Consider the following 24,581-nt stretch of genomic DNA (forward strand, 5'->3'; position numbering starts at 1 on the left):
GTCAAACTTATGTTTGGATTCTAGGTAATATCATAAGGATTGCAATAGATTATTTTTTAATCTGTGAGAAGGATCACAGAAAAAATAAAGGCTATCTCAACAGCCTTTATTAATATACAAAACTTATAGATTCTTTACTGACTCAATAACTAAATCCCAGAAACGCTCTTTATCAAGTTTCTTTGCAACCCAGGTATGACAAGGCTTGAGCGGATAACGGAAATCTGCGACCGTCATTCCTAATGTATGCGTTCCTGTCAGTTCAATATTGACAGGGACTTGTTGTACTTCTATGAGTGTTGGATCGATGACATAAGCTACTGCACAAGCATCATGCACAGGTGGAGCATCAAAGCCTTGAGCTTGTTTATACATTTTGCCAAAAAAAGCTAATAGCTCAACAACAAACTGTCCTGGCTTACTTTGCAATGAGGAAAAGCGAGCTATCACATCAGGTGTAGCAAGTGCTTGATGAGTTAGATCTAATCCTACCATGGTTACTTTCCAACCCGCATTAAATACGATATGTGCTGCTTCTGGATCAATTTTAATATTAAATTCAGCGACCGCACTCCAGTTGCCCGTATGATAGCCTCCCCCCATCAATACAACTTCTTTTACTCGTTCGATAATTCTAGGCTCTAAACGTGCGGCCATAGCAATATTAGTTAAGCCTCCTGTTGGCACTAAAGTTATTGTTTTTTCAGGATGAGACATAATTAAATCAATAATTAAATTCACCGCATGTATGTCTTCAAATTGCATAGTGGGCTCTGGCAATAGTGGGCCATCCATACCAGAATCACCATGTATAGTTGGTGCATTTTCGATTTCACGAACTAAAGGACGTGGGCAACCTTTAGCAAATGGAATACCATGGATATTTGCCATCTCTGCCACAGCCAATGCATTGCGTGAAACTTTTTCTAGCGTTTGATTCCCGACTACGGTCGTCACAGCAAGTAAATCAATATTTGGATTTCCCCAAGCTAACATCATGGCAATTGCATCATCATGCCCAGGATCACAATCTAAAATAATCTTCTGGATCATATTCATCTCCTTATAAACATGCGTTAAATAATTTAGGTTTACTCACAAATAAAAAGTGCGGTTAAAATTTTAAAAATTTATACCGCACTTTTATTTATTCAAATTCTAATTCAACTGCACTTTCACCTAACATATTAACCAATTCACCGAGCAAATCATCGGTTGGCTTAATATACCATTGCACACCTAATTTAAGTAAAGCTCTACCTTCAGGGCTTTGGTAATAGACATTAATCGGCATCGTTCCGCCCGAATATGGTTCAATCACAGCTTTAAATTGCTTGAGAAACTGTGGGGTAATTTGCGGTTGACTCAAGCTAATAGCAAGACTTTTTGCATAACGGCTACGAGCCTCATCTAAAGTCATTAAATCACGAACGGACATGCGTAAGCCTTGGGTGAAGTCATCGTAGCTAACCTGCCCTGAAACCACTACCACTGTATCTTTTTCAAGTTTTTCACCAAAACGTTCTAAGGCTTCTGCAAATAAGGTAATGTCTAAACGCCCAGAGCGGTCATCTAAAGTTGCAATACCTAAACGATTCCCTTTCTTCGTCATAGCAAATCGAGAAGCTACGACTAAACCACTTGCGGTACTTACTTGGCCTCTAATATTTGGTACTAAGTCCTTTAAGCGATTTTGACTATAATGAGAAAGTTCTTTTAAATAACGACTAATAGGATGGCTGCTTAAATATAATCCTAAAGTTTCCCGTTCTCCATCAAGAAGTTGCTTTTCTGACCAGCGAGGTGTATTAGCATATGCAATTTCGACATCTTCAGGACTTTGTGTCAAAACACCAAACATATCAGCTTGCCCAGCAGCCCGATCTTTTGCATGTTGATCTGAGGCTTTTAGAGCATCTTCTAAATTTTTCGATAAGGCTGCACGATGAGGACCTAATTTATCAAAAGCCCCCGACATAATTAAACTTTCAAAAGTACGACGATTAATTTTCTTTAAATCAACACGAGCACATAAATCAAATAAATCTTTAAAAATTCCGCCTTGCTCACGAGCAGCAACCAATGCTTCAATTGGGCCTTCACCAACGCCTTTGATCGCACCGATACCATACACGATCTCACCATGATCATTCACACTAAAATGATGTTTACCCGTATTAATATCTGGTGGCGTTACTTTTAACCCCATTCTTAAACATTCATCATATAAACCGACAATTTTATCTGTATTGTCCATTTCAGAGGTCATTACTGCGGCCATAAATTCCGCTGGGAAATGGGTCTTTAACCATAGGGTTTGATAAGATACTAAAGCATAAGCCGCTGAGTGTGATTTATTAAAACCATAGCCTGCAAATTTTTCTACTAAGTCGAAGATTTTCATGGCAAGTTCGCCATCAATACCTTTATCAATCGCTCCTTTCTCAAAGACAGAACGTTGTTTTGCCATTTCCTCTGGTTTTTTCTTACCCATCGCACGACGCAATAAGTCCGCTCCACCCAGGGTATAACCTGCAAGTTCTTGAGCAATTTGCATGACCTGTTCTTGATAAACAATAACGCCATAGGTTGGTTCAAGAATTGGCTTTAAACATTCATGTTGGTATTGTGCATCTGGGTATGCAACTTCTTCACGTCCATGTTTACGATCAATAAAGTTTTGTACCATACCCGATTCTAGTGGACCTGGTCGGAATAATGCTACTAACGCAATAATATCTTCGAAACAGTCTGGTTGTAGGCGTTTGATTAAATCCTTCATCCCACGCGATTCCAACTGGAATACAGCGGTAGTTTCTGATTTTAAGAGTAAGGCAAAGGAAGCAGGATCATCCAATGGAATATGACTAATATCTACCAACGGTTTACCTTCTCGCTCCATACGTGCATTAATCATATCTAATGCCCATTTTATAATAGTGAGTGTTCGTAAACCTAAAAAGTCAAATTTTACTAAACCTGCATATTCCACATCACTTTTATCAAAGTGTGTAACAGGATGTTTACCTTCACTATCACAATACAGTGGTGCAAAGTCGGTAATCAAGGTTGGTGAAATAACCACTCCACCTGCGTGTTTCCCTGCATTACGAGTCACCCCTTCCAGTTTACGAGCCATATCAATTAAGGCTTTAACTTCTTCATCACTATCATAAATAGTTTGTAACTGAGGCTCTGCATCAAAGGCTTTTGCTAAGGTCATCCCAGGATCTGAAGGAATCAATTTTGAAATACGATCGACAAATCCATAAGGATGTCCGAGTACACGTCCTACATCTCGAATTACCGCTTTGGCAGCCATGGTACCAAAAGTAATAATTTGTGATACCGCACCACGACCATACATATCTGCAACATGCTCAATAACTTTATCACGGTTATCCATACAGAAATCAACGTCAAAGTCAGGCATAGAAACCCGTTCTGGATTGAGAAAACGCTCAAAAAGCAAATCAAATTCTAGTGGATCTAAGTCGGTAATACGTAATGAATAAGCCACTAATGATCCAGCACCAGAACCTCGTCCTGGGCCCACTGGAATATTATTATCTTTAGACCATTGGATAAATTCCATCACGATTAAGAAGTAACCTGGGAATCCCATTTGGTTGATCACGCCTAATTCGGTCTCTAAACGCTGATCGTAAATTTCCCGTTTTTGTTGGCGTTCTTGTTCATCAGGGAAAAGTACGGCTAAACGTTCCTCTAAACCATCACGAGCTCGCTTAATCAGATAATCTTCCGTACTCAATTCGCCCGTTGGGAATTGGGGTAAGAAATACTCTCCCAGACGTATAGTCACATTGCAGCGTTGGGCAATTAATACTGTATTTTCAAGTGCTGAAGGAATATCTGCAAATAAATCACACATTTCCTGTTCTGAACGGAAATATTGTTGCTCCGTATAAAGTTTTGGACGCTTTGGATCATCTAAAGTATAACCGTCATGAATTGCTACTCGAATTTCATGCGCTTCGAAATCATCAGCTTTAAGAAAGACAACATCATTAGTAGCTACCACTGGAAGTTGATGTTTTTGGGCTAATTTAATAGCAGCTTGTACATAAGTTTCTTCTTCGGCATGTCCTGTACGAGTTAATGCTAAATAATAATGATCAGGGAAATATTTTTGGTAAAAAGCGACCGCACTTTCAACATCATCTGTAGCATTATTTTTAAGCAGTTTTTTACCTACATCACCATTACGACCGCCTGATAAAATAATCACACCATCACGATGTTCGATCAACCAGTCTTGGTCAATATAAGGTAAATCTTCATAACCTCGTTGATACGCTTTCGATAATAATAAGGTAATGTTTTTATAGCCTTCATTATTTTTGGCTAAAAGTGTTAATTCAAAGCGCTCATCTCCCATTAATTGACTTTTAACTAAGACATCCGCGCCCATAATGGGTTTAATCCCAGATTCCAAAGAGGAACCATAAAATTTAACCAACCCACAAAAATTTGTGAAATCGGTTAACGCCATCGCCACCATATTTTCTTGTACACAGGTTTTAACCAATGGTTTTACTTTAGCAATTCCATCAATCATGGAGAAGTCACTATGTACACGTAAATGGACAAATCGAGGTTCTGGCATAACTATCCTTATGTTCTTACTTTTTAATTATAATGATACGTTTTCGTTATTTAAATCTTTACGAATGGATACGAGTAGCTGATCAATTTTGAAATTTTCAGTATCAATAATCTCAAATTTATATTTGTCATAAAGCACAAAATCCGTTTTCTTTGGAATCTTACGTAACATATACATCATAAAGCCACTAATCGTTTCGTAATTTTCCCAATCAGGAAAACTCTCAATATCAAGAGCACGTCTTACATCTTCAAGTGGGGTTGCACCATCAATTAACCATGAATCTTCATCACGACGTACAATTTGTTCTTCCTCACTAGAGACTAATTCGCCCATCACTATACTCATTACATCGTTTAACGTACAAATACCAACAACAAGTGCATATTCATTGACAATAACCGCAAAATCCTCGCCAGATGACTTAAATAACTCTAAAACTTCATAAAGCGATAACGTATCTGGAATAAATAACGGTTTTCGTAAAATACGTTGATCCGTCAATGAAACTTGTGGTTCACGCAAATAAAGGGTTAATAAAGTATGGGATTCTACATAACCGAGAATATGATCTAAACCTTTATCACAAATGAGCACTTTAGAATGTGAATCTATAGTTAAGGTATCAATGACTTTTTGTCGATCAAAAGTGCGGTCTAAAAATACAATATTTTCACGAGTAGTCATACTTGAGGTCACTGTTCGCTCTTGCATATCAAAAATATTTTCAATTAAATAATGCTCTTGAGCCTTTAACACTCCGGCCTCCGCTCCTGCATCAACAACTGCAACAATATCTTCAGAAGTCATACTTTCATGGCGTACTGTAGAAATATGAAATAGCCTAAATATGACATTGGCAATAGAATCAAACAGTAATACTAATGGTTTAAACACCATAATGAAAAAAGACATAATGCCAACTGTGCGTAAAGCAACGGTTTCTGGATAAGTTATCGCAACACGTTTAGGCATTAAATCAGCAAAAAGAATAAAAGCCATCGTGACTACAGCAAATGATAGCCAAGAGGCTACGGTTTCGACCCATTCGGCACTGGTATGTTGATAGATAATCTCTTGAATATAAGGACGTATTGCGCTTTCACCTAACATCCCGCCAAAAATAGCCACCATATTCAAACCAATTTGCACCACGGTAATGAAGCGACCAGGATGTTCCTGTAATTTCAGCACATTCTCTGCTCGCACATCTCCTTCATTCGCTAATGATTGTAGCTTTAATCTTCTTGCGCCCGCTAAGGAAATTTCGGAAGAAGAAATCACTGCACTGATTAAAATTAACAGCAGTAAAATTAATATTGCTTCAAATAAACTCATAAAATCATCTTTTACTATGTGATATGAAAAGTAGGACGCCAGATGGCGCCCTCACTTACTAAACTTCACTATCAAACCAACCACGGATCAGTTGGATGGAGAAGAATAAGGTAATTAAACCAAGGAAATAAAAAATATAGCTCAGAATTGGATGCGAGCCCGTATCTTCTGTCACCTCTTTCATTGAAATAGCATTACGGAACTCATCAAACATTACAATTCTCCAACCATAATATTTTATTTCTACTAACCGCTGATCTTGAGCAAAAGTAGATGCTTTTGCTTGTAAATCCGCTGAACCAAATTTGAAATAAAATGGAAATCCCCAACGAGTATCTTCATTACGATATACCATTGGCTTATCTTTACCTGGCTCTTGAGTATAAATGTAATAAACATCTCGAGTTGGGCCGTCAGCTGGATTCGCTTTAGTGATAGGGCCATCTTTATCTACACGTTTTACTTCTACACCAGTAATTTTGGTGGTTTCATAATGAGGAAATATATAATGAATTCCAGCAAATAACACAACATGGAAGAGGAACACTACTATCAGTAGAAAATATTTAATTAGTTTACGCATAACATTACCCTTTTAAAAATGTTATTGATTATAACACGTTAACCTTAAACAAACGCTCAAAATTTTGTGTTGTGATTAAAGCAAACTGTTCGCTAGAAAACCCTTTTAATGCTGCCACATATTCGCAAACTTCTCGGGTATACGCAGGTTGATTTTGTTTACCTCGATAAGGCACTGGTGCTAAATAAGGTGAATCAGTCTCTACCAATAGGCGATCGACAGGTACATAGCGAATTACTTCACGAATTTCTTCTGCATTTTTAAAAGTCACAATGCCAGAACAAGAAATATAAAATCCTAAATCCAATGCTTGTTTTGCAAAATCCATATTTTCCGTAAAACAATGAATTACTCCACCACACTTTTCAGCATGATTTTCACGTAATACACGAATGGTATCTCCACGAGCATCTCGTGTATGAATAATTACTGGTTTATTCACCTGATTAGCAACATCAATTTGTTGAGCAAAAACATCTAACTGTTCTGCTTTACGCTGTTGATCGTAATAATAATCTAATCCAATTTCGCCAATTGCAATTACCCGTTTATCTGTGGCATATTGTTCTAAACGTTGTCTATCAAAGCGCTCATCACCTAAATCAAGTGGATGCAAACCACAGGATAAAGACACATCATCACGATGCGCTACTAAATCACGCATCGCCTCAAAACGACCTAAGGTGACACCAATTGATAAAAAATGTTTTACTCCACGAGCTTTGGCTTTTTCAATCACATCATCCACATTAGTATGTAATTTCTCATAATCTAGTGAATCTAAATGACAGTGACTATCAACAATAAACATTTTACTTTCCTTTAAATTTTAGGGTCAAAAACTTCAGTAATTAAGCGACTTAAACCATCTAATAAAATTAGCTCCTGATTCACCCCATTAATTTTCATTAAATCCCACCGCACTTTTTGTATAATCTGTATAGCCTTCAATAATCCAACTACTTGTTGCTGTTCTGAAAATTGCTGTACTCCTTTAGCTAAATCTTGGTTTATCCACCCTTCATAAATATTTAGCTTAAATTTTATTGCATCAGACAAAAAAGCAATTAACCAATCTAACTGCGATAATGTCAATGTTTTATCAAAAAGTGGCAATAGTTCTAAGGGAGAACGGCGAATATAAAACAACCAAAACGCACGTAAAAACTCACGTCTTTTTTCAAGTAACCCTTGTGTTAAATAGGTGAGCGCTAATAACGGGCGACCATAGCTCATACGAAGTGCGGTATCAATATCTGAAATTTCTGCTGTACATTGTTGTTGCAACCAGTTGATAGCGACTTGCTCAACAGGAGTATCAATAATCCATACCTGACAACGACTATAAATAGTTGCCATTAGAGAGGCTGATAAGTCAGCGTTTAATAAAAAATAGGTATTCGGACGAGGCTCTTCTAAAGTTTTTAATAAGGCATTTGCGGCACTTTCAGTTAATCGATTGACCTCTTCAATACAAACAATTTTATTTCCGCCTTGCTGTGCATGTTGAGCGACCTTTTGGTTAATCTCTCGAATCTGATCCACACCAATATCTTTATCTTCAATAGGTGCTAAGCGATAAACATCAGGGTGATTACCTGCCTCAAATAAATGACAGCTATGACAATGCCCACAAGGTTTACTTTGGCTATCCTCTGACTGACATATAATCCTACTTGCTACCGCTTGAATGAGTTCTTGCACACCTAGCCCCTGCTCAGCTCGAAACAATATGGCATGGTGGCCATAGCCTTCGCTAAAAGCAGTAGTTATTTTGTTATAATAAGATTGTAGCCAAGGATAAAGATTTACCATCACGAATCAACTCTTATTTCAAAGAATTTAGCCAATTTCTGACCGCACTTTTAATGTCAGCAGTTACTTGCTCAATAGGTTGTTCTGCATTAATAATCACGGCTTTAGGATCGGCTTTTACCAATTCCAAATAACGAGCTCTCGAACGGTGGAAAAAATCTAAACCTTGTTGCTCAATGCGATCTAAGGCTCCACGCCCTCTTGCACGTTCTAAGCCGATAGCGGGATCTAAATCCAAATATAAAGTCAAATCAGGTGTAAAACTACCTAACACCGTTTCTTTTAATGTGGCTAATAAATGACGATCTAATTGCCGTCCACCACCTTGATAAGCCTGTGATGAAAGATCATGACGATCACCAATTACCCATTTGCCGTCTGCTAATGCAGGTTTAATGACATTTTCGACTAACTGAATACGTGCTGCATAAAGCATTAACAACTCTGCTTTATCTGTCACTGGCTCTTCCGTTTCATGTTTTATCAAATGACGTAATTTTTCCGCTAAAGGTGTCCCACCTGGTTCACGAGTAAAAACCAAATTTGTAATACCTTGAGATTGTAATTCTTCAATAATTGCTTGACGTGCTGTGGTTTTCCCTGCTCCCTCTAAGCCTTCAAGCACAATAAATTTTCCGTTCATAATATCTCTTTCTACTGGGCCTTATTTTGGCGTAACCAACGTAAATATTCTTGCACCGCACGATTATGCTCATTTAAATTACGTGTAAATTTATGTCCGCCAGTGCCATCTGCCACAAAATATAAAAAATCTGTTTTTTCTGGTTTAGCCACTGCCATTAAAGATTCTTCACTTGGCATAGCAATAGGGGTTGGTGGTAATCCATCAATCACATAAGTATTATAAGGAGTCGGTGTTTCAAGATCTTTTTTACGAAGATTACCTGTATAATTTTCCCCCATGCCATAAATAACAGTAGGATCTGTTTGTAATTTCATATTAGCTCGCAAACGGTTCAGAAATACTGAGGCTATTTTCCCACGCTCCGTAGAAATACTACTTTCTTTTTCAACAATAGAAGCAAGAATCAACATTTCATAAGGATTTTTTAAGGGCAATCCTTCATCCCTTGTTTGCCAAGCCTTATTTAAAATTTTAACCATTTTTTCAATAGCACGTTTTAATAATGCGGTATCTGTTGAATAAGGTGTGTAATTATAAGTATCAGGATAAATCCAGCCATCTAATGTTTTCCACTCATTCACTGCATTCCATTCAGGCAACAGTGCATTAAAATGGGTAAAAATTTCTTCTTCTGTTTTATCTTTTAGTTCTGATGTTAAATGAGGAGCATGTAAAAGAGATTGCTTCACTTGTCTCCAGGTCTCCCCTTCCGTAAAACGCAAACTAAATTGAGCCTCTTTCCCAGTATTCAACAGTCTGAGTAATTCCCCTAAGGTAGTTATTCCATTCAAAGAATAAGTGCCAGCTTTCACATTATTCAGTTGAGGTTGTAATTTAAGTAACCAAGGAAACAATGGATGATTAGTAATAATATTTTCTTGCTCTAATAAGGTGAATAGCTTTTGTCCCGTTGTTCCACGTTCTAAGGTTAATAATTGATCGGCTTGAATATTAACAGGTTCATTAATTAAGGATTGAATCTTACTATAACCCCAAAAGCCGATGCCCAACAAAATAACAAATAAAATTAAAAAAAATTGAAATAGTTTTTTCATTTAAGATAAAAGTTAAATAAATAATTAGCAAAGATATTACCATAAATATAAGCGCTAAGGATAAAATTTTATCTCTTCTATACTTGCTTAGGAATGAAAAAAAGGAAGATCAACTCTTCCTTTTTAAACTGACTTGAAGGTTAATTAAACTAAGACACGTGCACGAATCGTACCATCAATATCTTTTAATTTTTGCAATAATTCAACACTGTCATCGGTTTCAATATCCACGACAACATAGCCAATTTTCGAATCAGTTTGTAAAAACTGTGCTGCAATATTAATATTTTGGTCTACAAACACTTTATTAATTTGATTCAAAATACCTGGTCTATTTTGATGAATATGCAAAATTCGTTTAGCAGAACTATGTTCAGGTAAAGAAACTTCTGGGAAATTTACCGCAGATAAAGTTGAACCATTATCCGCATATTTCACAAATTTATTAGCCACTTCAGTACCAATATTCTCTTGTGCTTCTGCCGTTGAACCGCCAATATGTGGAGTTAAAATCACATTATCAAATTTGCATAGTGGTGACTCAAATACTTCGTCTTCAGAAGCGGGCTCCACAGGGAAGACATCAATTGCTGCCCCCTGAACTTTACCTTCATCAAGTGCTTTTGCTAAGGCTTCAATATCCACTACAGAACCACGTGCAGCGTTAATTAAAATACTACCTGGTTTTAACTGTGCAATACGTTTAGCATTCATTAAATTTTTAGTAGAAGGTAATTCTGGCACATGCAACGAAATAATATCGCAAAATCCTAAAAGTTTTTCTAATGATGAAACTTGCTGTGCATTTCCCAAAGGCAATTTATTCTCTATATCATAGAAAAACACATTTAAACCTAGAGATTCAGCAATAATACTTAATTGTGAACCAATATGACCATAGCCAATAATCCCTAATTTCTTACCACGAACTTCATGAGAACCTGCGGCTGATTTATTCCATTCACCTCGATGCACTTGTGCATTTGCTCTTGGAATATTACGCATTAACAACAAAATTTCACCTAATACGAGTTCTGCCACAGAACGAGTATTGGAAAAAGGTGCATTAAAAACGGGAATACCTTTTTCTTTAGCAGCTTCTAAAGCCACTTGATTCGTACCAATACAAAAACAACCAATAGCAATCAATTTTTCCGCATGTTCAAGAACATCTTCAGTTAAGTTTGTTCTGGAACGTATACCGATAAAGTGAGCATCTTTAATGGCTTTTTTTAGTTCTTCTGGACATAACGCCTTTTTATAATATTCAATATTGGTATAACCTGCTGACTGCAATACGTTAATTGCATTCTGGTGAACACCCTCTAATAATAAAAACTTAATTTGATCTTTATCGAAAGATACTGGAACCATCTTATCTTCCTTATATAATTTATTAACTAATAATTTTAGCACCTTCTGGAGTACCTACAATTAAGGTATTTGCTGCATTTAAAGCAAAAATACCATTAGTAACCACGCCAGCGACATTATTTAATTCTTTTTCCATTTCAACAGGATTCATAATCGTAAAATGATGTACGTCTAAAATGACATTACCATTATCCGTAATTACCCCTTCTCGCCATTCTGGAGAGCCACCTAATGAAACCAGTTTACGGGCTACTTGAGAACGTGCCATCGGGATAACTTCAACAGGAAGGGGAAAGGTAGTACCAAGCACATCAACTTGTTTACTGCTATCAACAATACAAATAAAATTTTTTGCCAACGAAGCCACAATTTTTTCACGCGTTAATGCTGCACCACCACCTTTAATCATCATCTTCTGTGGGTTAATTTCATCTGCACCATCCACATAGATATCCAAACTCGAAACATCATTTGCACTAAATACTTCAATACCTTGTTTTCTTAATAATTCTTCCGAGGCTTTGGAGGCAGCAACTGCCCCTTTTATTTGATTACGAAGAGAGCCTAATTCTTCTATGAAACAATTCACTGTAGAGCCACTACCGACACCCACTATCATATCGGGTTTTACAAATTGTAGCGCTGCTTTTGCAGCAACTTTTTTCATCTCTAATTGATCCATATTTGCTCCTTAAGGTCTAGGTTAAATTTAATTCTTATTTTAAAGCATACTATTTTTAAAATTAAAGCCAAGAGACTTCATCAAACTTCTTCAGCAATTAAAATCATTGTAGAGAAATTTGAAACTAAAACAACTTACAAAACAATAAGCAAACGTTTGCTTATTGAATGTATGTTACTTTAGCCTCAAATAATCCGATAAACAAGTGAAATTCTTAGATAGTTTTAAATCAGAGTATAAAGATTCTCGATAAAAATAAAGGCTGAAATCAATTCAGCCTTTATTTAGTCATTCATCTGCTAAAAATGCTTCAAGTAACTCATTTAAGAATAACTTACCATGTTCAGTAATTTGCCACGTTGTTTCAGTTTCTATAATATAATTCTGTTCAACCGCCCAATTTATCTGTTGCTCTATGGTACTTTCCGATAATCCTGTATAGGCTCGAAATTCTGATTTTGGCACGGCTTCTAACAATCGGAAACGATTCATAAAAAATTCAAATGGACGATCCACATCTGCAACTTGACGTTCTTCATAGAGATATTCACCTCGTAAGTAACCTTTAGGGTGGCGAGTTTTTGAATAACGAATAATTTCACCATTTTCAAAACTCATTTTGCCGTGTGCTCCACAACCTATGGCTAAATAATCACCAAACCGCCAATAATTAAGATTATGTTGACATTGAAAACCTGGTTTAGCATAAGCTGAGGTTTCATATTGTTGATAGCCCGCAGCAGTCAATAATTGATGACCTTGCTCAAAAATATCCCAAAGTTCATCATCATCTGGCAGCTTAGGTGGTCGATATGCAAACATGGTATTCGGTTCAATAGTTAATTGATACCAAGATAAATGTGGTGGCGACAATTCAATAGCTTGACGTAAATCATCTAAAGCTTGTTCAAGGGTTTGATTCGGTAATCCATGCATTAAGTCCACATTAAAGCTCTTCAAGCCAGAAATTTTAGCAATTTCTACCGCACTTTTTGCCTCCACAACATTATGAATACGTCCAAGTGCCACCAGTTTCTCATTAGAAAAACTTTGAATACCCATAGATATTCGAGTTATCCCTGCGTTGACATAGCCATGAAAACGTTCTGCCTCCACGGTGCCAGGATTTGCCTCAAGAGTCACTTCAATATCTTGCTGAAATGGAATAAGTTGCTGAATAGCTGATAATAATTGAGCAATGCTTTCTGCGGAAAATAAACTTGGTGTACCACCACCAATAAAAATAGAATGTAATGATCGATTTTGAAGGCTATCTTTAAAGCGCATGATATCGGCTTGCAAATCTGCAAGTAGATGTTCAATATAATCTTGTTCAGGAATCTCGCCCTTCAGCCCATGAGAATTGAAATCACAATATGGGCATTTTTGTACACACCATGGAATATGTACATACAGGCTAAGTGGAGGAAGAAGTAAAGACGCCATTAACGAGTAACTACGGCGGTACCACTTGCCACAATCATAAACATACTTTTACTTTCTGAGGTAATCGACGTATAGTTCACTTCCACACCAATCACCGCATCTGCACCTAGCTTACGAGCATTCTCTTGCAATTCGTCTAATGCTTCTTGACGTCCCTTAGCTAAGCGTGCTTCATAAGCGCCTGAACGTCCACCAAAGAAATCTGTAAAACTTGCAAAAAAATCACGGACAAAATTAGAACCCGCTACGACTTCTCCAAAAACAAGTCCTTTATATTCTACAATTTGTTTACCATCAATATTTGGTGTTGTGGTTACGATCATTTTACTTTCCTCAATAAAATAATGAGGTCTGCTTAACAGCCTCATAATATAAAAAATTATCTAAAATCCTACCGCACTTTTATCATCAAAGGTTAAATCCCTAATTTACCTTTTAGAACCGATAATGATCTTGCACGATGAGAAATTTTTTTCTTCTCTACTGTATCTAATTCACCAAATGTGCAGTGGGTATCATCACTTAAAAATAAACTATCATAACCAAAACCATTTGGACCTTTTTCTTCAAAAATGATAACACCATGACATTCTCCTTCAGCAATAATTGGAGATGGATCGGTTTCATGTTGTAACATCACAATACAACTCACAAATTTTGCTTGGCGTTTTTCAGCAGGAACATTAGCTAATTCAGATAATAGTTTCTGACGATTTGCGGCATCAGCATTTTCACCCTCTATCCCAGCATAACGAGCAGAATATAAACCAGGAGCACCCGCTAAAGCTTCCACAACTAGACCACTATCATCAGCAATAGCAGGATAGCCTGATATTTTTGAGGCATGGCGTGCTTTTAATAATGCATTCTCAACAAAGGTTAAGCCTGTTTCTTCAGGACTTTCAATGCCTAAATCTGTTTGTGCAATAACTTCAAAGCCAAAATCAGATAATACATCTGTCATTTCTTTGACTTTACCTTTATTACCTGTTGCTAGTACTACTTTTTGTTTCATAACCGACTCCTATTCCATTTTTGCTCATTATACTTGAAATCATAAAAAAGCGGAATTTTTCATATTCCGCTTTGTACATAAGAGAAAGGATCGATAATAAGCAAATAAATTATAAGAGAATACGTTCTCTATTTTTCTCTAAGGTAGCTTGCCCAATACCAGAAACCTCCGTAAGTTGTTCAATAGAAGTAAAACTTCCATGCTTCTCTCGATATTCCACGATGGCTTCCGCTTTTTTCATACCGATTCCCACTAAAGTATTCTTAATTTCTGTAGCGGTAGCAGTATTAATATTAACCTTATTTTCCATATTCATTGGAGCTTTTTCTACTTGTTCAGTTTTTGGCATTTGAGGTTTCTCTGCTGCCATCACCTGAGAAGTTAAAATTGAACCAAGAATAAATAGTGAAGATAAAAATTTTTGCATTTTGGTCATAAAGACTTCCTTGTTAATTAATCAATGTTGAGAATTCAACAAACCTTACTTTAAGGAAGGTGGCAAAATTTTCTAGAAACTCACCGCAGTTTTACGAGGAAGATCGCAAAAATCAGATTTTTTTGGAAAAAAACAGATAAACAAAAGGCGAAATTAATTATTCACCTTTACTCTATTATTGAACTTCTTTAATACGTAATTCTTTTGGAACTTCAAAAAACATATTTTCTTCAAGCCCTTCAAGGGTTTCTACCGTAGTCGCTCCTAAAGTTTTTAGATGAGAAATAACCGATTGAACAAGCACTTCTGGAGCCGAAGCACCAGCAGTTAAGCCTATAGTTTCAACATTCTCTAACCATTCAGGCTGAATATCTTCGGGCCCATCAATTAATTTTGCCCTCACCCCCATTCGTAAGGCTAATTCAGCTAATCGATTAGAATTTGAAGAATTTTTAGACCCGACAACTAAGACTAAATCTGAACATTTTGCTAATTCACGCACCGCTTGCTGACGATTAGTGGTTGCATAACAAATATCATTCTTATGAGGGCCTTTGATCGCAGGATATTTTTCTTTTAAGGTGCTAATAGTCTCTGCCGTATCATCTAAAGAAAGGGTTGTTTGGGTCATAAATGTTAAATCATCTTTCTCATTTACTGGAAGATTTAAAATATCTTCAACACTTTCAATAAGATAAATACCACCTGCGTCATTGCTATATTGCCCCATGGTCCCTTCTACTTCAGGGTGTCCCTTATGACCGATAAGGATCGCTTTTGTGCCCTTTTTACTTGCTCGAGCGACCTCCATATGGACTTTAGTCACCAAAGGACAAGTGGCATCAAACACCTTTAACTGGCGACGTTTAGCTTCCTGACGTACCGCTTGTGAAACACCATGGGCAGAGAAAATGACAATTGCACCATCAGGTACTTCATCTAATTCTTCCACAAAAATTGCACCACGCTCACGCAATCCATTTACCACGAAACGATTATGCACCACTTCATGACGTACATAAATTGGAGCACCGTGAATTTCTAATGCTAATTCTACAATACTAATGGCTCGATCCACTCCTGCACAAAAACCTCGTGGATTAGCTAAAATTATTTTCATATTATGACTCATTGATATTTTTGTATTGGCTCATCAATTCGTTTGCTAAAAAAGAAATTATGCTTTTTTCTTATCAGTATTTTTAAACGCATCTAGTGCAAGTAGCCCTGCACCAATACAGATTGAAATATCTGCCACATTAAATACAGGATAATGCCACTGTTGCCAATAGAAATCTAAAAAATCGACCACAAAACCATGATAGATTCGATCCACCATATTAGCTAGAGCACCGCCGATAATCAATGCATAGGCAGTATTCTGTAATTTTTGACTAGCATGATTTTTAAATAATAAATAAACCAATACAAATGAAATAGCTATTGCTAACACAATAAATAAATATTTTTGCCAACCGTTATTATCGGCTAAAAAACTAAATGCAGCGCCATGATTACGCACATAGGTTAAATTAAAAATAGGCAAAACTTGAATGCTTTCATAAAGCTCAATGTTTTTCACAACAATATATTTAGTGATTAAATCAAAAATAAATGCAAAAGCACTTATCCAAAGAAAAGGTAGTCCAGTTCTAGTTTGGGACATAAAATACGTTCCTACATAATAATCTAGGGCGTATACCTACGCCCCGATCAATGGTTATCAATGTAATAAAAGTGCGGTCAATATTTCGCAAATTTTACTGATTATGCAAAGTGTCTTACTTCGCCATTACCGTTAACATTTTGTTCACAGCGTGAACATAGTGAATTTGCATCTTTGCTATCAGAATAATGCCAACAGCGAGGACATTTATGGTTAGCAGAACGAATCACTTTAATTGCTAAACCTTTTACTTCGCCTTCTTCTACATCCGCTTCTGTAAGTGGTTGAACATCTGCTTTTGAAGTAATGAGTACAAAACGTAACTCATCTTTCAATTTATTTAATAATGCAGCATATTCATCATTTGCATAAAGAGTGACTTCTGCTTCTAATGCTCCACCAATGAGTTTATCGTTACGAGCTTGTTCTAATACTCGATTCACTTCGGCTCGTAAAACTAATACTTGTTGCCAGTAAGCATCATCAAATTCTGCATTAGTATCTAAAGCAAATAAACCTTCATAAAATTCTTCAGTAAATACGAATTCAGAACGTTCACCAGGTAAATGCCCCCAAATTTCATCTGCGGTGAAAGATAAAATTGGTGCAATCCAACGTACTAAGGCTTCAGATATATGCCATAAAGCGGTTTGGCAACTACGACGGGCAAGACTATCTGCTTTAGTCGTATATTGGCGGTCTTTGATAATATCTAAGTAAAATGAGCCCATTTCCACTGAACAGAAACGCATTAAACGTTGTACTACAGCATGGAATTGGTAATTATCATAAGCATCTTTAATTTCGTTTTGTACTTGCAATGCACAATCAACAGCCCAGCGGTCAAGTGAAATCATCTCTTCTGGTCTGAGCATATCACGTTTAGGATCAAAGCCGTTTAAGTTTGCTAATAAGAAGCGCGCGGTGTTACGGATACGACGATATGAATCGGCTGCTCGTTTTAAGATCTCATCAGAAACAGTCATTTCACCAGTATAGTCAGTTGAAGCCACCCATAAACGTAAAATATCGCCACCAAATTTATCCATTACCTCTTGTGGTGTGACGATGTTACCAATAGATTTAGACATTTTACGGCCTTGTCCATCCACAGTAAAACCATGAGTTAATACTTGTTTATAAGGTGCTTTGTTATCAGTGGCAGTAGAAAGCATTAATGAAGACATAAACCAACCACGATGTTGGTCAGAACCTTCAAGATACATATCAGCTTCCTTACCATTAAATTCAGGACGTGCTTTCACAACTGAATAATAAGTTGATCCTGAGTCGAACCATACATCTAAAGTATCTGGAACTTTACTGTAATGAACGGCATCTTCACCTAATAAATCTTTAGGATCTAAATCCCACCAAGCCTGAATACCTTTTTGTTCAACTAATTTTGCCACTTCTTCAATTAATTCAACGGTACGTGGATGAAGCTGTTCAGTTTCCTTATGAATAAATAACGCTACTGGCACGCCCCAAGTACGTTGACGAGAAATACACCAGTCAGGGCGATTTTCTACCATTTTTTCAATTCGTGCTTGACCCCAATCAGGAATCCAACGCACTCTCTTGATTTCATTTAATGCTTGTTGGCGTAAACCTTTAGTTTCCATACCAATAAACCATTGTGGTGTAGCACGGAAAATAATTGGTGTTTTATGACGCCAACAGTGCGGGTAGCTATGGCGAATTTTTTCTAATTTAAGTAAAGCACCTGTTTCTTCTAATTTTTCAATCACTTTACCATTAGATTCAAACACACCGAGACCTGCAAAAAATTCAGCATTTGAGTTAAATTTACCGTCATTACCGATTAAACCAGCCATGCCAATATTATATTTACGTGCAACCACATAGTCGTCTTGACCATGATCTGGTGCAGTATGTACTAAACCTGTACCACCATCAGTAGTCACATGATCACCGAAAATAAAAGGCACGCTAAATTTATAGAATGGATGGTTAAACTCTAATAACTCGAGTACATCACCTTTGGCTGAACCCAATACTTTCCAAGATTCAACAGCTACAGCCTGAGTAACAGATTCGACTAATTCAGAAGCTAAAATAACACGCTCATTACCTAATTGAACAAGGCTATATTCTAATTCTGGATTAATTGCAATAGCACGGTTTGAAGGCATTGTCCAAGGTGTCGTTGTCCAAATGACCGCTGATAATTTACCATTGCCTTTTTCAGTTAAATTAAATTTACTTTCAACTAAGCTCTCATTAACTGCGGCAAAACGTACATAAATAGAAGGAGAGGTTCTATCTTCATATTCCACTTCGGCTTCTGCTAATGAAGATGCACAATCTAAACACCAGTGAACAGGTTTAGAGCCTTTATATAAGTGGCCATTTTCAACTGCTTTACCAAAGGCACGAATGATATTCGCTTCAGTATCAAAGTTCATTGTTAAATATGGATGTTCCCAGTCACCTAACACACCTAAACGAATAAAGTCTTTTTTCTGACCTTCTACTTGTTCACGTGCATATTTACGACATTCTTCACGGAATTCTGCTGCAGAAATTTTTTGATTTGGTTTGCCTACCAAACCTTCTACTTTTAATTCGATAGGTAAACCATGGCAGTCCCAACCTGGTACATAAGGGCTATCAAAACCTAATGCGGTTTTAGATTTAATGATAATATCTTTTAAAATTTTATTTACAGCGTGACCAATATGAATGGTACCGTTCGCATATGGAGGTCCATCATGCAAAATAAATGATTTTTTGCCTTTTGAAGATTGACGAATTTTTTGGTAGAGATCTTTGTCATACCAATTTTTTAGCATACCTGGTTCACGTTTTGCCAAGTCTCCACGCATTGGAAAACCTGTTTCAGGCAGGTTTAAAGTATTTTTGTAATCAATTGTTTCGTTAGACATTTGTATATTCCACGTTGTAATAAAATTTAATTTGTAATCGGATAGTTATATCGTTTTTTCTTTATGAATAAAAGCAAAATTAATCATTTCTTTTGAAAAAATCTCGTGCCACAAACACATCTTGAGCGATTTGTTCTGTTAAGGCTGTGATAGAAGAAAATTTTATTTCATTTCGAATTTTATGGCAGAGGGTGACTAAAATTGTCTTACCATATAAATCATCATTAAAATCAAATAAATAAACCTCTAACCGCTGTTCTACTCCATTTAAGGTTGGGCGTTGACCAATATTCGCCACCCCTTCAAACACTGAACCGCAAGGGCATTTTACTCGTACAGCAAAAACCCCTTTCACAGGATTCACTTGACGTTGTAAACGAATATTCGCTGTTGGAAAACCAATAGTACGCCCTAATTTTTGACCATGAACGACTTTACCAAAAATGCTATAAGGGCGACCTAATAATTCTTCCGCTTTCACTAAATCATCTTGTGCCAAAGCTTGCCGAATTGCGGTACTACTAATACGTAACTTATCAAGGAAAAAAGTGCGGTTATCTTCTACAGAAAATCCAAATTCTTTACCCGCACTTTCAAGCAATCTGAAATCGCCTTTACGATCTGCACCAAAGCGGAAATCATCACCAATACTCAGAAATCTCACATTTAACTTATTCACTAACCAATCTTCAATAAAGAATTCTGCCTTTAATGAAGCAAAAGTGCGGTCGAATTTTACGCAAATTACATAATCCACACCCAGCTGTTTTAAGTAATATAATTTATCACGTAACCGCATTAAACGTGCGGGTGCCTGCTCATGCTGAGCATTCATTGACATAAAATACTCACGTGGCTGTGGCTCAAATAACATCACCACCATTGGCAAATGCAAGGCATTGGCTTTATTACGTAGATGTTGTAACACGGCTTGATGACCTAAATGAACACCATCAAAATTACCAATGGTTAACGCACAGCTTGTCAATGTCTTAGGTAAATTCTGTATGCCACGAATAAGTTGCATCACATATTCCATTAAATATAAGTAGAAAAATATGCCGTATTATACGCACAAATTGAGGAAGATTAAAGGAAAGTGGGTAAGAATCTAGCATTAAAAATAATGCGCTAAAAATTTCAAAAATTTTTGAAAAACCTACCGCACTTTTAAATTTTCCGTTTAATTAACGGCGCAAATACTGAAATCAACATTGCGCCTAAGGTGAGCAACACTCCGAGGGCAGAAATGAATGAGAATCTATCGCCTAAAATTAAAATTGCCAATAATACACCAAACACGGGTTCTAGCGTGGATAGCAGACTGGAAATATAAACGGAAGAGGTTTGTACTCCTTTAAACCAAAGAACAACGGCAAAACAAGTGCACATTAAGCCAAGGTAGAATAAAGAAGCAATTCCCTTGAAAGTAGGGATAATTGTCCAATCTTTTACCAATAAAATACTAAAAGGAATACAAAGAACTGTGCCCAACACAATAATCACATTTGTATAATCCTTAGATTTCATGGTTTTCATAACATCTTTAGAAAGATATAAACAAAAACAGAATGCAACCGCTGATGCTAAAACTAATAGGCATCCCCATACATTAATATGGCTATCTCCTTGCCCTCCAATAACCGTTAATAAGATACCGATAAATGCAATAATACTTAACAATAAATCAATTGGTCGGATATATTGATTAAAGAAAAAATAGCCGATCAATACCGAGAGTAAAGGAATCATGCCCAACATGGTAACTGCACTTGCGGCAGAAGTATAATATAAACCAATAAATTGCAATAAAAAGACCACAGGGAAATTTACAAATGCCAAAATCCACATGGTTTTAATATAAGTTTTTGGGATGGTATTATAGGCTTTAAAAAAAGTGGGTAATAAAACTAAAGATGCAATAAAAAAACGACACTGTACCATAAGCACAGGATCCATAATCTCATAGGTATATTTCGCTGCAATAAAGGCGCTCGCCCAAATTAGCATGGCAATTATTTGATAGATCATCGCTAGAGTGCCATTTTATTTTTTAGATATTTAATTAACATTGGTGATAAGACTGAGGTCCCCGCGGCTAAGATGACTAGCAACATGCCAAAAAAAGTCACGAGAGTTAAATGTTCATCTAGGAGTAATAGTGCTAATAATACGCCAAATACAGGTTCAAGGGTAGTTAAAATGCTTGCCGTATTCGCTGTTGAAACTTGTAATCCCTTACTCCATAGACGATAAGCCAACCAAGTACAACCAATGCTTAAGTAAAGAATCGCAAGAATACCTTCACTATGAATTTGAACATGCCAATCTTGCACTAACAACAATGAGAAAGGAATGCAGGTAATGGCACCTGTCATAATAATTACATCAGTATAAGCTTTCGGATCTATGGCTTTCATGACACTTTGTGCTAAGTGTATACTGAATGAAAATGCAATACTCCCTAGCAATACTAACATACAACCTAATATTGTGACTTCATCTGTTGATTTAGCCCCCAACACGACCAGAGCAATCCCAATTAAGGCTATAATGCCCAATAACCAATCCAATAGACGAGCTGACTTTTGAAAGAAAAGATGCCCTAACAGTGCCACGATTAACGGTTCTGTACCTAACATTGTTACGCCACTAGATACTGATGTATAGCGGACACCAATAAATTGTAATAATAAGACAATAGGGAAATTCAATAAACCTAATCCCCACATCTGCCAACGATACTGCACAGGTACTTTTTGATAAGAACGAAAGAAGGTAGGCAACACCAATAATGCCGATAGGATTAAGCGGCACATGACTGTGAGTGCGGGATCGAACATGCTATAACTGAATTTTGCAGCGATAAATGCACTCGCCCAAATCAAAACAGCTGCCACTAAATAGAACATAGAACCTTCTTAGGTATGCTTAGGTAAAAGTGCGGTCAAATTTGAAGAAATTTAGGGATAGTGGTTTGTTAACCATGCCCAATAGCTAAATTATCCTATTTATAGCAAGAGATCTAGTGGCAACTTAAAATATATTCAATAATAAATACCCTAACAAAACTAATTAGATGTACGAGCTAACAAATGATGTTTACGCACGCCCATTATCACAAGCATAGGGAAATAAACCATCGCAGCCAAAAACATCAGCCAACCTAACCAATGAATACGTTTAAACATTGTCATTGCTTGCCAAGTTTCAATAGCGGGGGTGTAATGCCATAGAACACCTCCCATCACCAGCGCAGAGATTAAAATTTTCACAAAAAAGACCGCACTTTGTTTAGAAAATCGATATACTCCCGCTTGCGATAAACCACGATACAATAAATATGCATTTAAGGTTGCAGACATTGCGGATGCGATCGCTAAACCGACATAACTAAAAGGAATGGCTAATAAATTAAACCCCATATTGCTTATCATCGCAATAATCCCAATCTTTACTGGGGTTTTGGTATCTTGTCGAGCATAATAACCATTGGCTAAAATTTTAATCAGCATAAAGCTTAACAAGCCCACATTAATTGACCACAGTGCATAAGAAGTGGCTTGTACATCAGCTAAAGCAAATTGACCACGCATAAATAATACTAATAACATCGGTTGAGCTAATACCGCAATACCGATTGTTGCAGGTACACCTAATAATAAAATCATACGTACCCCCCAATCCATTGTGCTACGAAAATCTTCACTGCTTTTTACCGCATCATCAGAACGATTAACATGATGACGAGATAAAGTTGGTAAAATTACCGTAGAAATAGCAATACCAAACAAACCTAATGGGAATTCTAATAAACGATCTGAATAATAGAGCCAGCTGATTGAGCCAGTCATTAAGAAACTAGCAATAAAGGTATCCAACAATAAATTAATTTGACTGACAGAAACACCAAATAATGCAGGAATCATCAGTGTTCGAATTTTTTTAACGCCCTCATCATTCCATGCCCAACGAGGTTTGACTAACAATCCAGCTTTTTTCAAGAAAGGCAGTTGGAATAAAAATTGCAATAAACCACCAATAAAAATACCAATTGCCAATGCCATATCTGCGTTTTCCAGACGGGGAGCAAGAAAAAGTGCGGTCGTAATCATGGCAATATTGAGTAACACAGGAGAAAACGACATCACTGCAAACTTGCCAATACTATTAAGAATCGCTCCCGATAAAGCAACAAAGGTAATAAACCATAAATAAGGGAAGGTAATTTTTAATAGTAAAGAGGCTTGGGAAAATTTATCTGCATTAGGACCATCATTCAACCAATCCACAAACCAGCCTGTCCCGAAGATCGCTGCAACAACGGGAGAGCCAATCATCGCAAGCAAGGTAACAATAGTGACTAATCCTCCCAAAGTACCAGAGACTTTACTGACAAACTCTTGAGTTTTAGTTAATTCACCTGACTTTTGATATTCAGCTAAAACAGGTACAAACGCCTGTGAAAACGCCCCTTCAGCGAATAAACGGCGTAAAAAATTGGGAATTCGGTTGGCAAAAAGAAATACATCCGCTGCTGCCCCAGCGCCAATAATATTAGCAATCACTACATCTCGTACTAAGCCTAATACACGAGATAATAAAGTCATCACACTGACAGTAATGCCTGATTTTAGAAGTTTTTTACTCAAAATATTGTTCTCTAGTAAGATCTTCTTATTTTCGATACTAAATAGTTAGAAATAGGATCAGCTGAAGATCGCTGTCATAAAAATTTATGCTAATTGTATAGAAATTTAGTTTTTAAGCTATATTCTATCGAAAAAAACTGGTAAAATCTCGCCCACATCGTTAATCTCAATCGCTTAACGGCTTAATGGCGACATTCAAAACGGTGGTAACATTCGGTTGTGTCTCACCGAAACCATAGAAATTACTTAATTTATCATTGACAAACGTGCATAAAAGGGGCATATTTTACGCCTTTATTTTATCTTCGTTTAATTACAGAAATTCTTAGGAGTTTGA

21 protein-coding genes are annotated in these 24,581 nt (G+C 36.7%); all 21 read right to left on the reverse strand.

Annotation, left to right across the window (positions count from 1 at the left end):
• Window positions 1–123: 123 nt before the first annotated feature.
• Window positions 124–1,053, reverse strand: coding sequence for a uridine-preferring nucleoside hydrolase UriH (uriH, locus tag BN1226_RS05875; RefSeq protein ID WP_044470385.1), 930 nt, complete (start codon window positions 1,051–1,053; stop codon window positions 124–126).
• A gap of 94 nt (window positions 1,054–1,147) precedes the next feature.
• Window positions 1,148–4,627 carry a DNA polymerase III subunit alpha gene (gene dnaE / locus BN1226_RS05880; RefSeq protein WP_044470386.1) on the reverse strand — a complete coding sequence of 1,160 codons (3,480 nt, stop codon included), beginning with the start codon at window positions 4,625–4,627 and terminating at the stop codon, window positions 1,148–1,150.
• 27 nt (window positions 4,628–4,654) lie between these two features.
• Window positions 4,655–5,965, reverse strand: a complete 1,311-nt coding sequence (paeA, locus tag BN1226_RS05885) for a polyamine export protein PaeA (protein WP_044470387.1) — start codon at window positions 5,963–5,965, stop codon at window positions 4,655–4,657.
• A gap of 58 nt (window positions 5,966–6,023) precedes the next feature.
• Window positions 6,024–6,548, reverse strand: a complete 525-nt coding sequence (locus BN1226_RS05890; RefSeq protein ID WP_005759876.1) for a DUF1523 family protein — start codon at window positions 6,546–6,548, stop codon at window positions 6,024–6,026.
• A gap of 28 nt (window positions 6,549–6,576) precedes the next feature.
• Entirely contained in the window at window positions 6,577–7,359 is a 783-nt protein-coding gene (locus BN1226_RS05895; RefSeq protein WP_044470388.1) for a TatD family hydrolase, read from the reverse strand.
• 11 nt (window positions 7,360–7,370) lie between these two features.
• A complete protein-coding gene (locus BN1226_RS05900; protein ID WP_044470389.1) occupies window positions 7,371–8,363 on the reverse strand; it encodes a DNA polymerase III subunit delta' in 993 nt (330 codons plus the stop codon).
• Between the two features lie 13 nt (window positions 8,364–8,376).
• On the reverse strand, window positions 8,377–9,006 hold the full coding sequence (tmk, locus tag BN1226_RS05905; RefSeq protein WP_044470390.1) for a dTMP kinase: 630 nt from the start codon (window positions 9,004–9,006) through the stop codon (window positions 8,377–8,379).
• A gap of 11 nt (window positions 9,007–9,017) precedes the next feature.
• Window positions 9,018–10,064, reverse strand: coding sequence for an endolytic transglycosylase MltG (gene mltG, locus BN1226_RS05910; RefSeq protein ID WP_044470391.1), 1,047 nt, complete (start codon window positions 10,062–10,064; stop codon window positions 9,018–9,020).
• A 144-nt stretch (window positions 10,065–10,208) separates the two neighbouring features.
• Window positions 10,209–11,438, reverse strand: a complete 1,230-nt coding sequence (gene serA / locus BN1226_RS05915) for a phosphoglycerate dehydrogenase (RefSeq protein ID WP_044470392.1) — start codon at window positions 11,436–11,438, stop codon at window positions 10,209–10,211.
• A 22-nt stretch (window positions 11,439–11,460) separates the two neighbouring features.
• On the reverse strand, window positions 11,461–12,120 hold the full coding sequence (gene rpiA / locus BN1226_RS05920) for a ribose-5-phosphate isomerase RpiA (RefSeq protein WP_005759864.1): 660 nt from the start codon (window positions 12,118–12,120) through the stop codon (window positions 11,461–11,463).
• 288 nt (window positions 12,121–12,408) lie between these two features.
• Window positions 12,409–13,566, reverse strand: a complete 1,158-nt coding sequence (hemW, locus tag BN1226_RS05925) for a radical SAM family heme chaperone HemW (protein ID WP_044470393.1) — start codon at window positions 13,564–13,566, stop codon at window positions 12,409–12,411.
• Window positions 13,566–13,889, reverse strand: coding sequence for a YbjQ family protein (locus BN1226_RS05930; protein WP_005759806.1), 324 nt, complete (start codon window positions 13,887–13,889; stop codon window positions 13,566–13,568). The genes hemW and BN1226_RS05930 overlap by 1 nt, the downstream gene beginning before the upstream one ends.
• A gap of 92 nt (window positions 13,890–13,981) precedes the next feature.
• A complete protein-coding gene (gene rdgB, locus BN1226_RS05935) occupies window positions 13,982–14,581 on the reverse strand; it encodes an RdgB/HAM1 family non-canonical purine NTP pyrophosphatase (RefSeq protein ID WP_044470394.1) in 600 nt (199 codons plus the stop codon).
• A gap of 109 nt (window positions 14,582–14,690) precedes the next feature.
• Entirely contained in the window at window positions 14,691–15,017 is a 327-nt protein-coding gene (locus BN1226_RS05940; RefSeq protein ID WP_044470395.1) for a ComEA family DNA-binding protein, read from the reverse strand.
• 175 nt (window positions 15,018–15,192) lie between these two features.
• Window positions 15,193–16,137 carry a 4-hydroxy-3-methylbut-2-enyl diphosphate reductase gene (gene ispH, locus BN1226_RS05945; RefSeq protein ID WP_044470396.1) on the reverse strand — a complete coding sequence of 315 codons (945 nt, stop codon included), beginning with the start codon at window positions 16,135–16,137 and terminating at the stop codon, window positions 15,193–15,195.
• 57 nt (window positions 16,138–16,194) lie between these two features.
• The gene (lspA, locus tag BN1226_RS05950) at window positions 16,195–16,683 is read right to left on the reverse strand and encodes a signal peptidase II (RefSeq protein ID WP_044470397.1); all 489 of its coding nucleotides are present in this window, start codon (window positions 16,681–16,683) and stop codon (window positions 16,195–16,197) included.
• A gap of 101 nt (window positions 16,684–16,784) precedes the next feature.
• Window positions 16,785–19,592, reverse strand: coding sequence for an isoleucine--tRNA ligase (gene ileS, locus BN1226_RS05955; RefSeq protein ID WP_077064991.1), 2,808 nt, complete (start codon window positions 19,590–19,592; stop codon window positions 16,785–16,787).
• 79 nt (window positions 19,593–19,671) lie between these two features.
• Window positions 19,672–20,619 (reverse strand): bifunctional riboflavin kinase/FAD synthetase, encoded by a 948-nt coding sequence (ribF, locus tag BN1226_RS05960; protein WP_044470398.1) that lies wholly within the window; start codon window positions 20,617–20,619, stop codon window positions 19,672–19,674.
• A 143-nt stretch (window positions 20,620–20,762) separates the two neighbouring features.
• Window positions 20,763–21,623, reverse strand: a complete 861-nt coding sequence (locus tag BN1226_RS05965) for a DMT family transporter (protein WP_044470399.1) — start codon at window positions 21,621–21,623, stop codon at window positions 20,763–20,765.
• Window positions 21,624–21,625: 2 nt separating this feature from the next.
• Window positions 21,626–22,504, reverse strand: coding sequence for a DMT family transporter (locus tag BN1226_RS05970; RefSeq protein ID WP_044470400.1), 879 nt, complete (start codon window positions 22,502–22,504; stop codon window positions 21,626–21,628).
• 159 nt (window positions 22,505–22,663) lie between these two features.
• Window positions 22,664–24,244, reverse strand: a complete 1,581-nt coding sequence (gene murJ, locus BN1226_RS05975; protein ID WP_044470401.1) for a murein biosynthesis integral membrane protein MurJ — start codon at window positions 24,242–24,244, stop codon at window positions 22,664–22,666.
• Between the last annotated feature and the right edge of the window lie 337 nt (window positions 24,245–24,581).

Source organism: Mannheimia massilioguelmaensis, from assembly GCF_000940515.1.
In the GTDB taxonomy this organism is placed as follows: Bacteria; Pseudomonadota; Gammaproteobacteria; order Enterobacterales; family Pasteurellaceae; genus Basfia; species Basfia bettyae.

What these genes read in the sequence shown, in the direction of transcription:
- uriH (WP_044470385.1), bottom strand. Translation starts at nt 1,053, where the DNA reads ATGATCCAGAAGATTATTTTAGATTGTGATCCTGGGCATGATGATGCA.
- dnaE (WP_044470386.1), bottom strand. Translation starts at nt 4,627, where the DNA reads ATGCCAGAACCTCGATTTGTCCATTTACGTGTACATAGTGACTTCTCC.
- paeA (WP_044470387.1), bottom strand. Translation starts at nt 5,965, where the DNA reads ATGAGTTTATTTGAAGCAATATTAATTTTACTGCTGTTAATTTTAATC.
- BN1226_RS05890 (WP_005759876.1), bottom strand. Translation starts at nt 6,548, where the DNA reads ATGCGTAAACTAATTAAATATTTTCTACTGATAGTAGTGTTCCTCTTC.
- BN1226_RS05895 (WP_044470388.1), bottom strand. Translation starts at nt 7,359, where the DNA reads ATGTTTATTGTTGATAGTCACTGTCATTTAGATTCACTAGATTATGAG.
- BN1226_RS05900 (WP_044470389.1), bottom strand. Translation starts at nt 8,363, where the DNA reads ATGGTAAATCTTTATCCTTGGCTACAATCTTATTATAACAAAATAACT.
- tmk (WP_044470390.1), bottom strand. Translation starts at nt 9,006, where the DNA reads ATGAACGGAAAATTTATTGTGCTTGAAGGCTTAGAGGGAGCAGGGAAA.
- mltG (WP_044470391.1), bottom strand. Translation starts at nt 10,064, where the DNA reads ATGAAAAAACTATTTCAATTTTTTTTAATTTTATTTGTTATTTTGTTG.
- serA (WP_044470392.1), bottom strand. Translation starts at nt 11,438, where the DNA reads ATGGTTCCAGTATCTTTCGATAAAGATCAAATTAAGTTTTTATTATTA.
- rpiA (WP_005759864.1), bottom strand. Translation starts at nt 12,120, where the DNA reads ATGGATCAATTAGAGATGAAAAAAGTTGCTGCAAAAGCAGCGCTACAA.
- hemW (WP_044470393.1), bottom strand. Translation starts at nt 13,566, where the DNA reads ATGGCGTCTTTACTTCTTCCTCCACTTAGCCTGTATGTACATATTCCA.
- BN1226_RS05930 (WP_005759806.1), bottom strand. Translation starts at nt 13,889, where the DNA reads ATGATCGTAACCACAACACCAAATATTGATGGTAAACAAATTGTAGAA.
- rdgB (WP_044470394.1), bottom strand. Translation starts at nt 14,581, where the DNA reads ATGAAACAAAAAGTAGTACTAGCAACAGGTAATAAAGGTAAAGTCAAA.
- BN1226_RS05940 (WP_044470395.1), bottom strand. Translation starts at nt 15,017, where the DNA reads ATGACCAAAATGCAAAAATTTTTATCTTCACTATTTATTCTTGGTTCA.
- ispH (WP_044470396.1), bottom strand. Translation starts at nt 16,137, where the DNA reads ATGAAAATAATTTTAGCTAATCCACGAGGTTTTTGTGCAGGAGTGGAT.
- lspA (WP_044470397.1), bottom strand. Translation starts at nt 16,683, where the DNA reads ATGTCCCAAACTAGAACTGGACTACCTTTTCTTTGGATAAGTGCTTTT.
- ileS (WP_077064991.1), bottom strand. Translation starts at nt 19,592, where the DNA reads ATGTCTAACGAAACAATTGATTACAAAAATACTTTAAACCTGCCTGAA.
- ribF (WP_044470398.1), bottom strand. Translation starts at nt 20,619, where the DNA reads ATGCAACTTATTCGTGGCATACAGAATTTACCTAAGACATTGACAAGC.
- BN1226_RS05965 (WP_044470399.1), bottom strand. Translation starts at nt 21,623, where the DNA reads ATGATCTATCAAATAATTGCCATGCTAATTTGGGCGAGCGCCTTTATT.
- BN1226_RS05970 (WP_044470400.1), bottom strand. Translation starts at nt 22,504, where the DNA reads ATGTTCTATTTAGTGGCAGCTGTTTTGATTTGGGCGAGTGCATTTATC.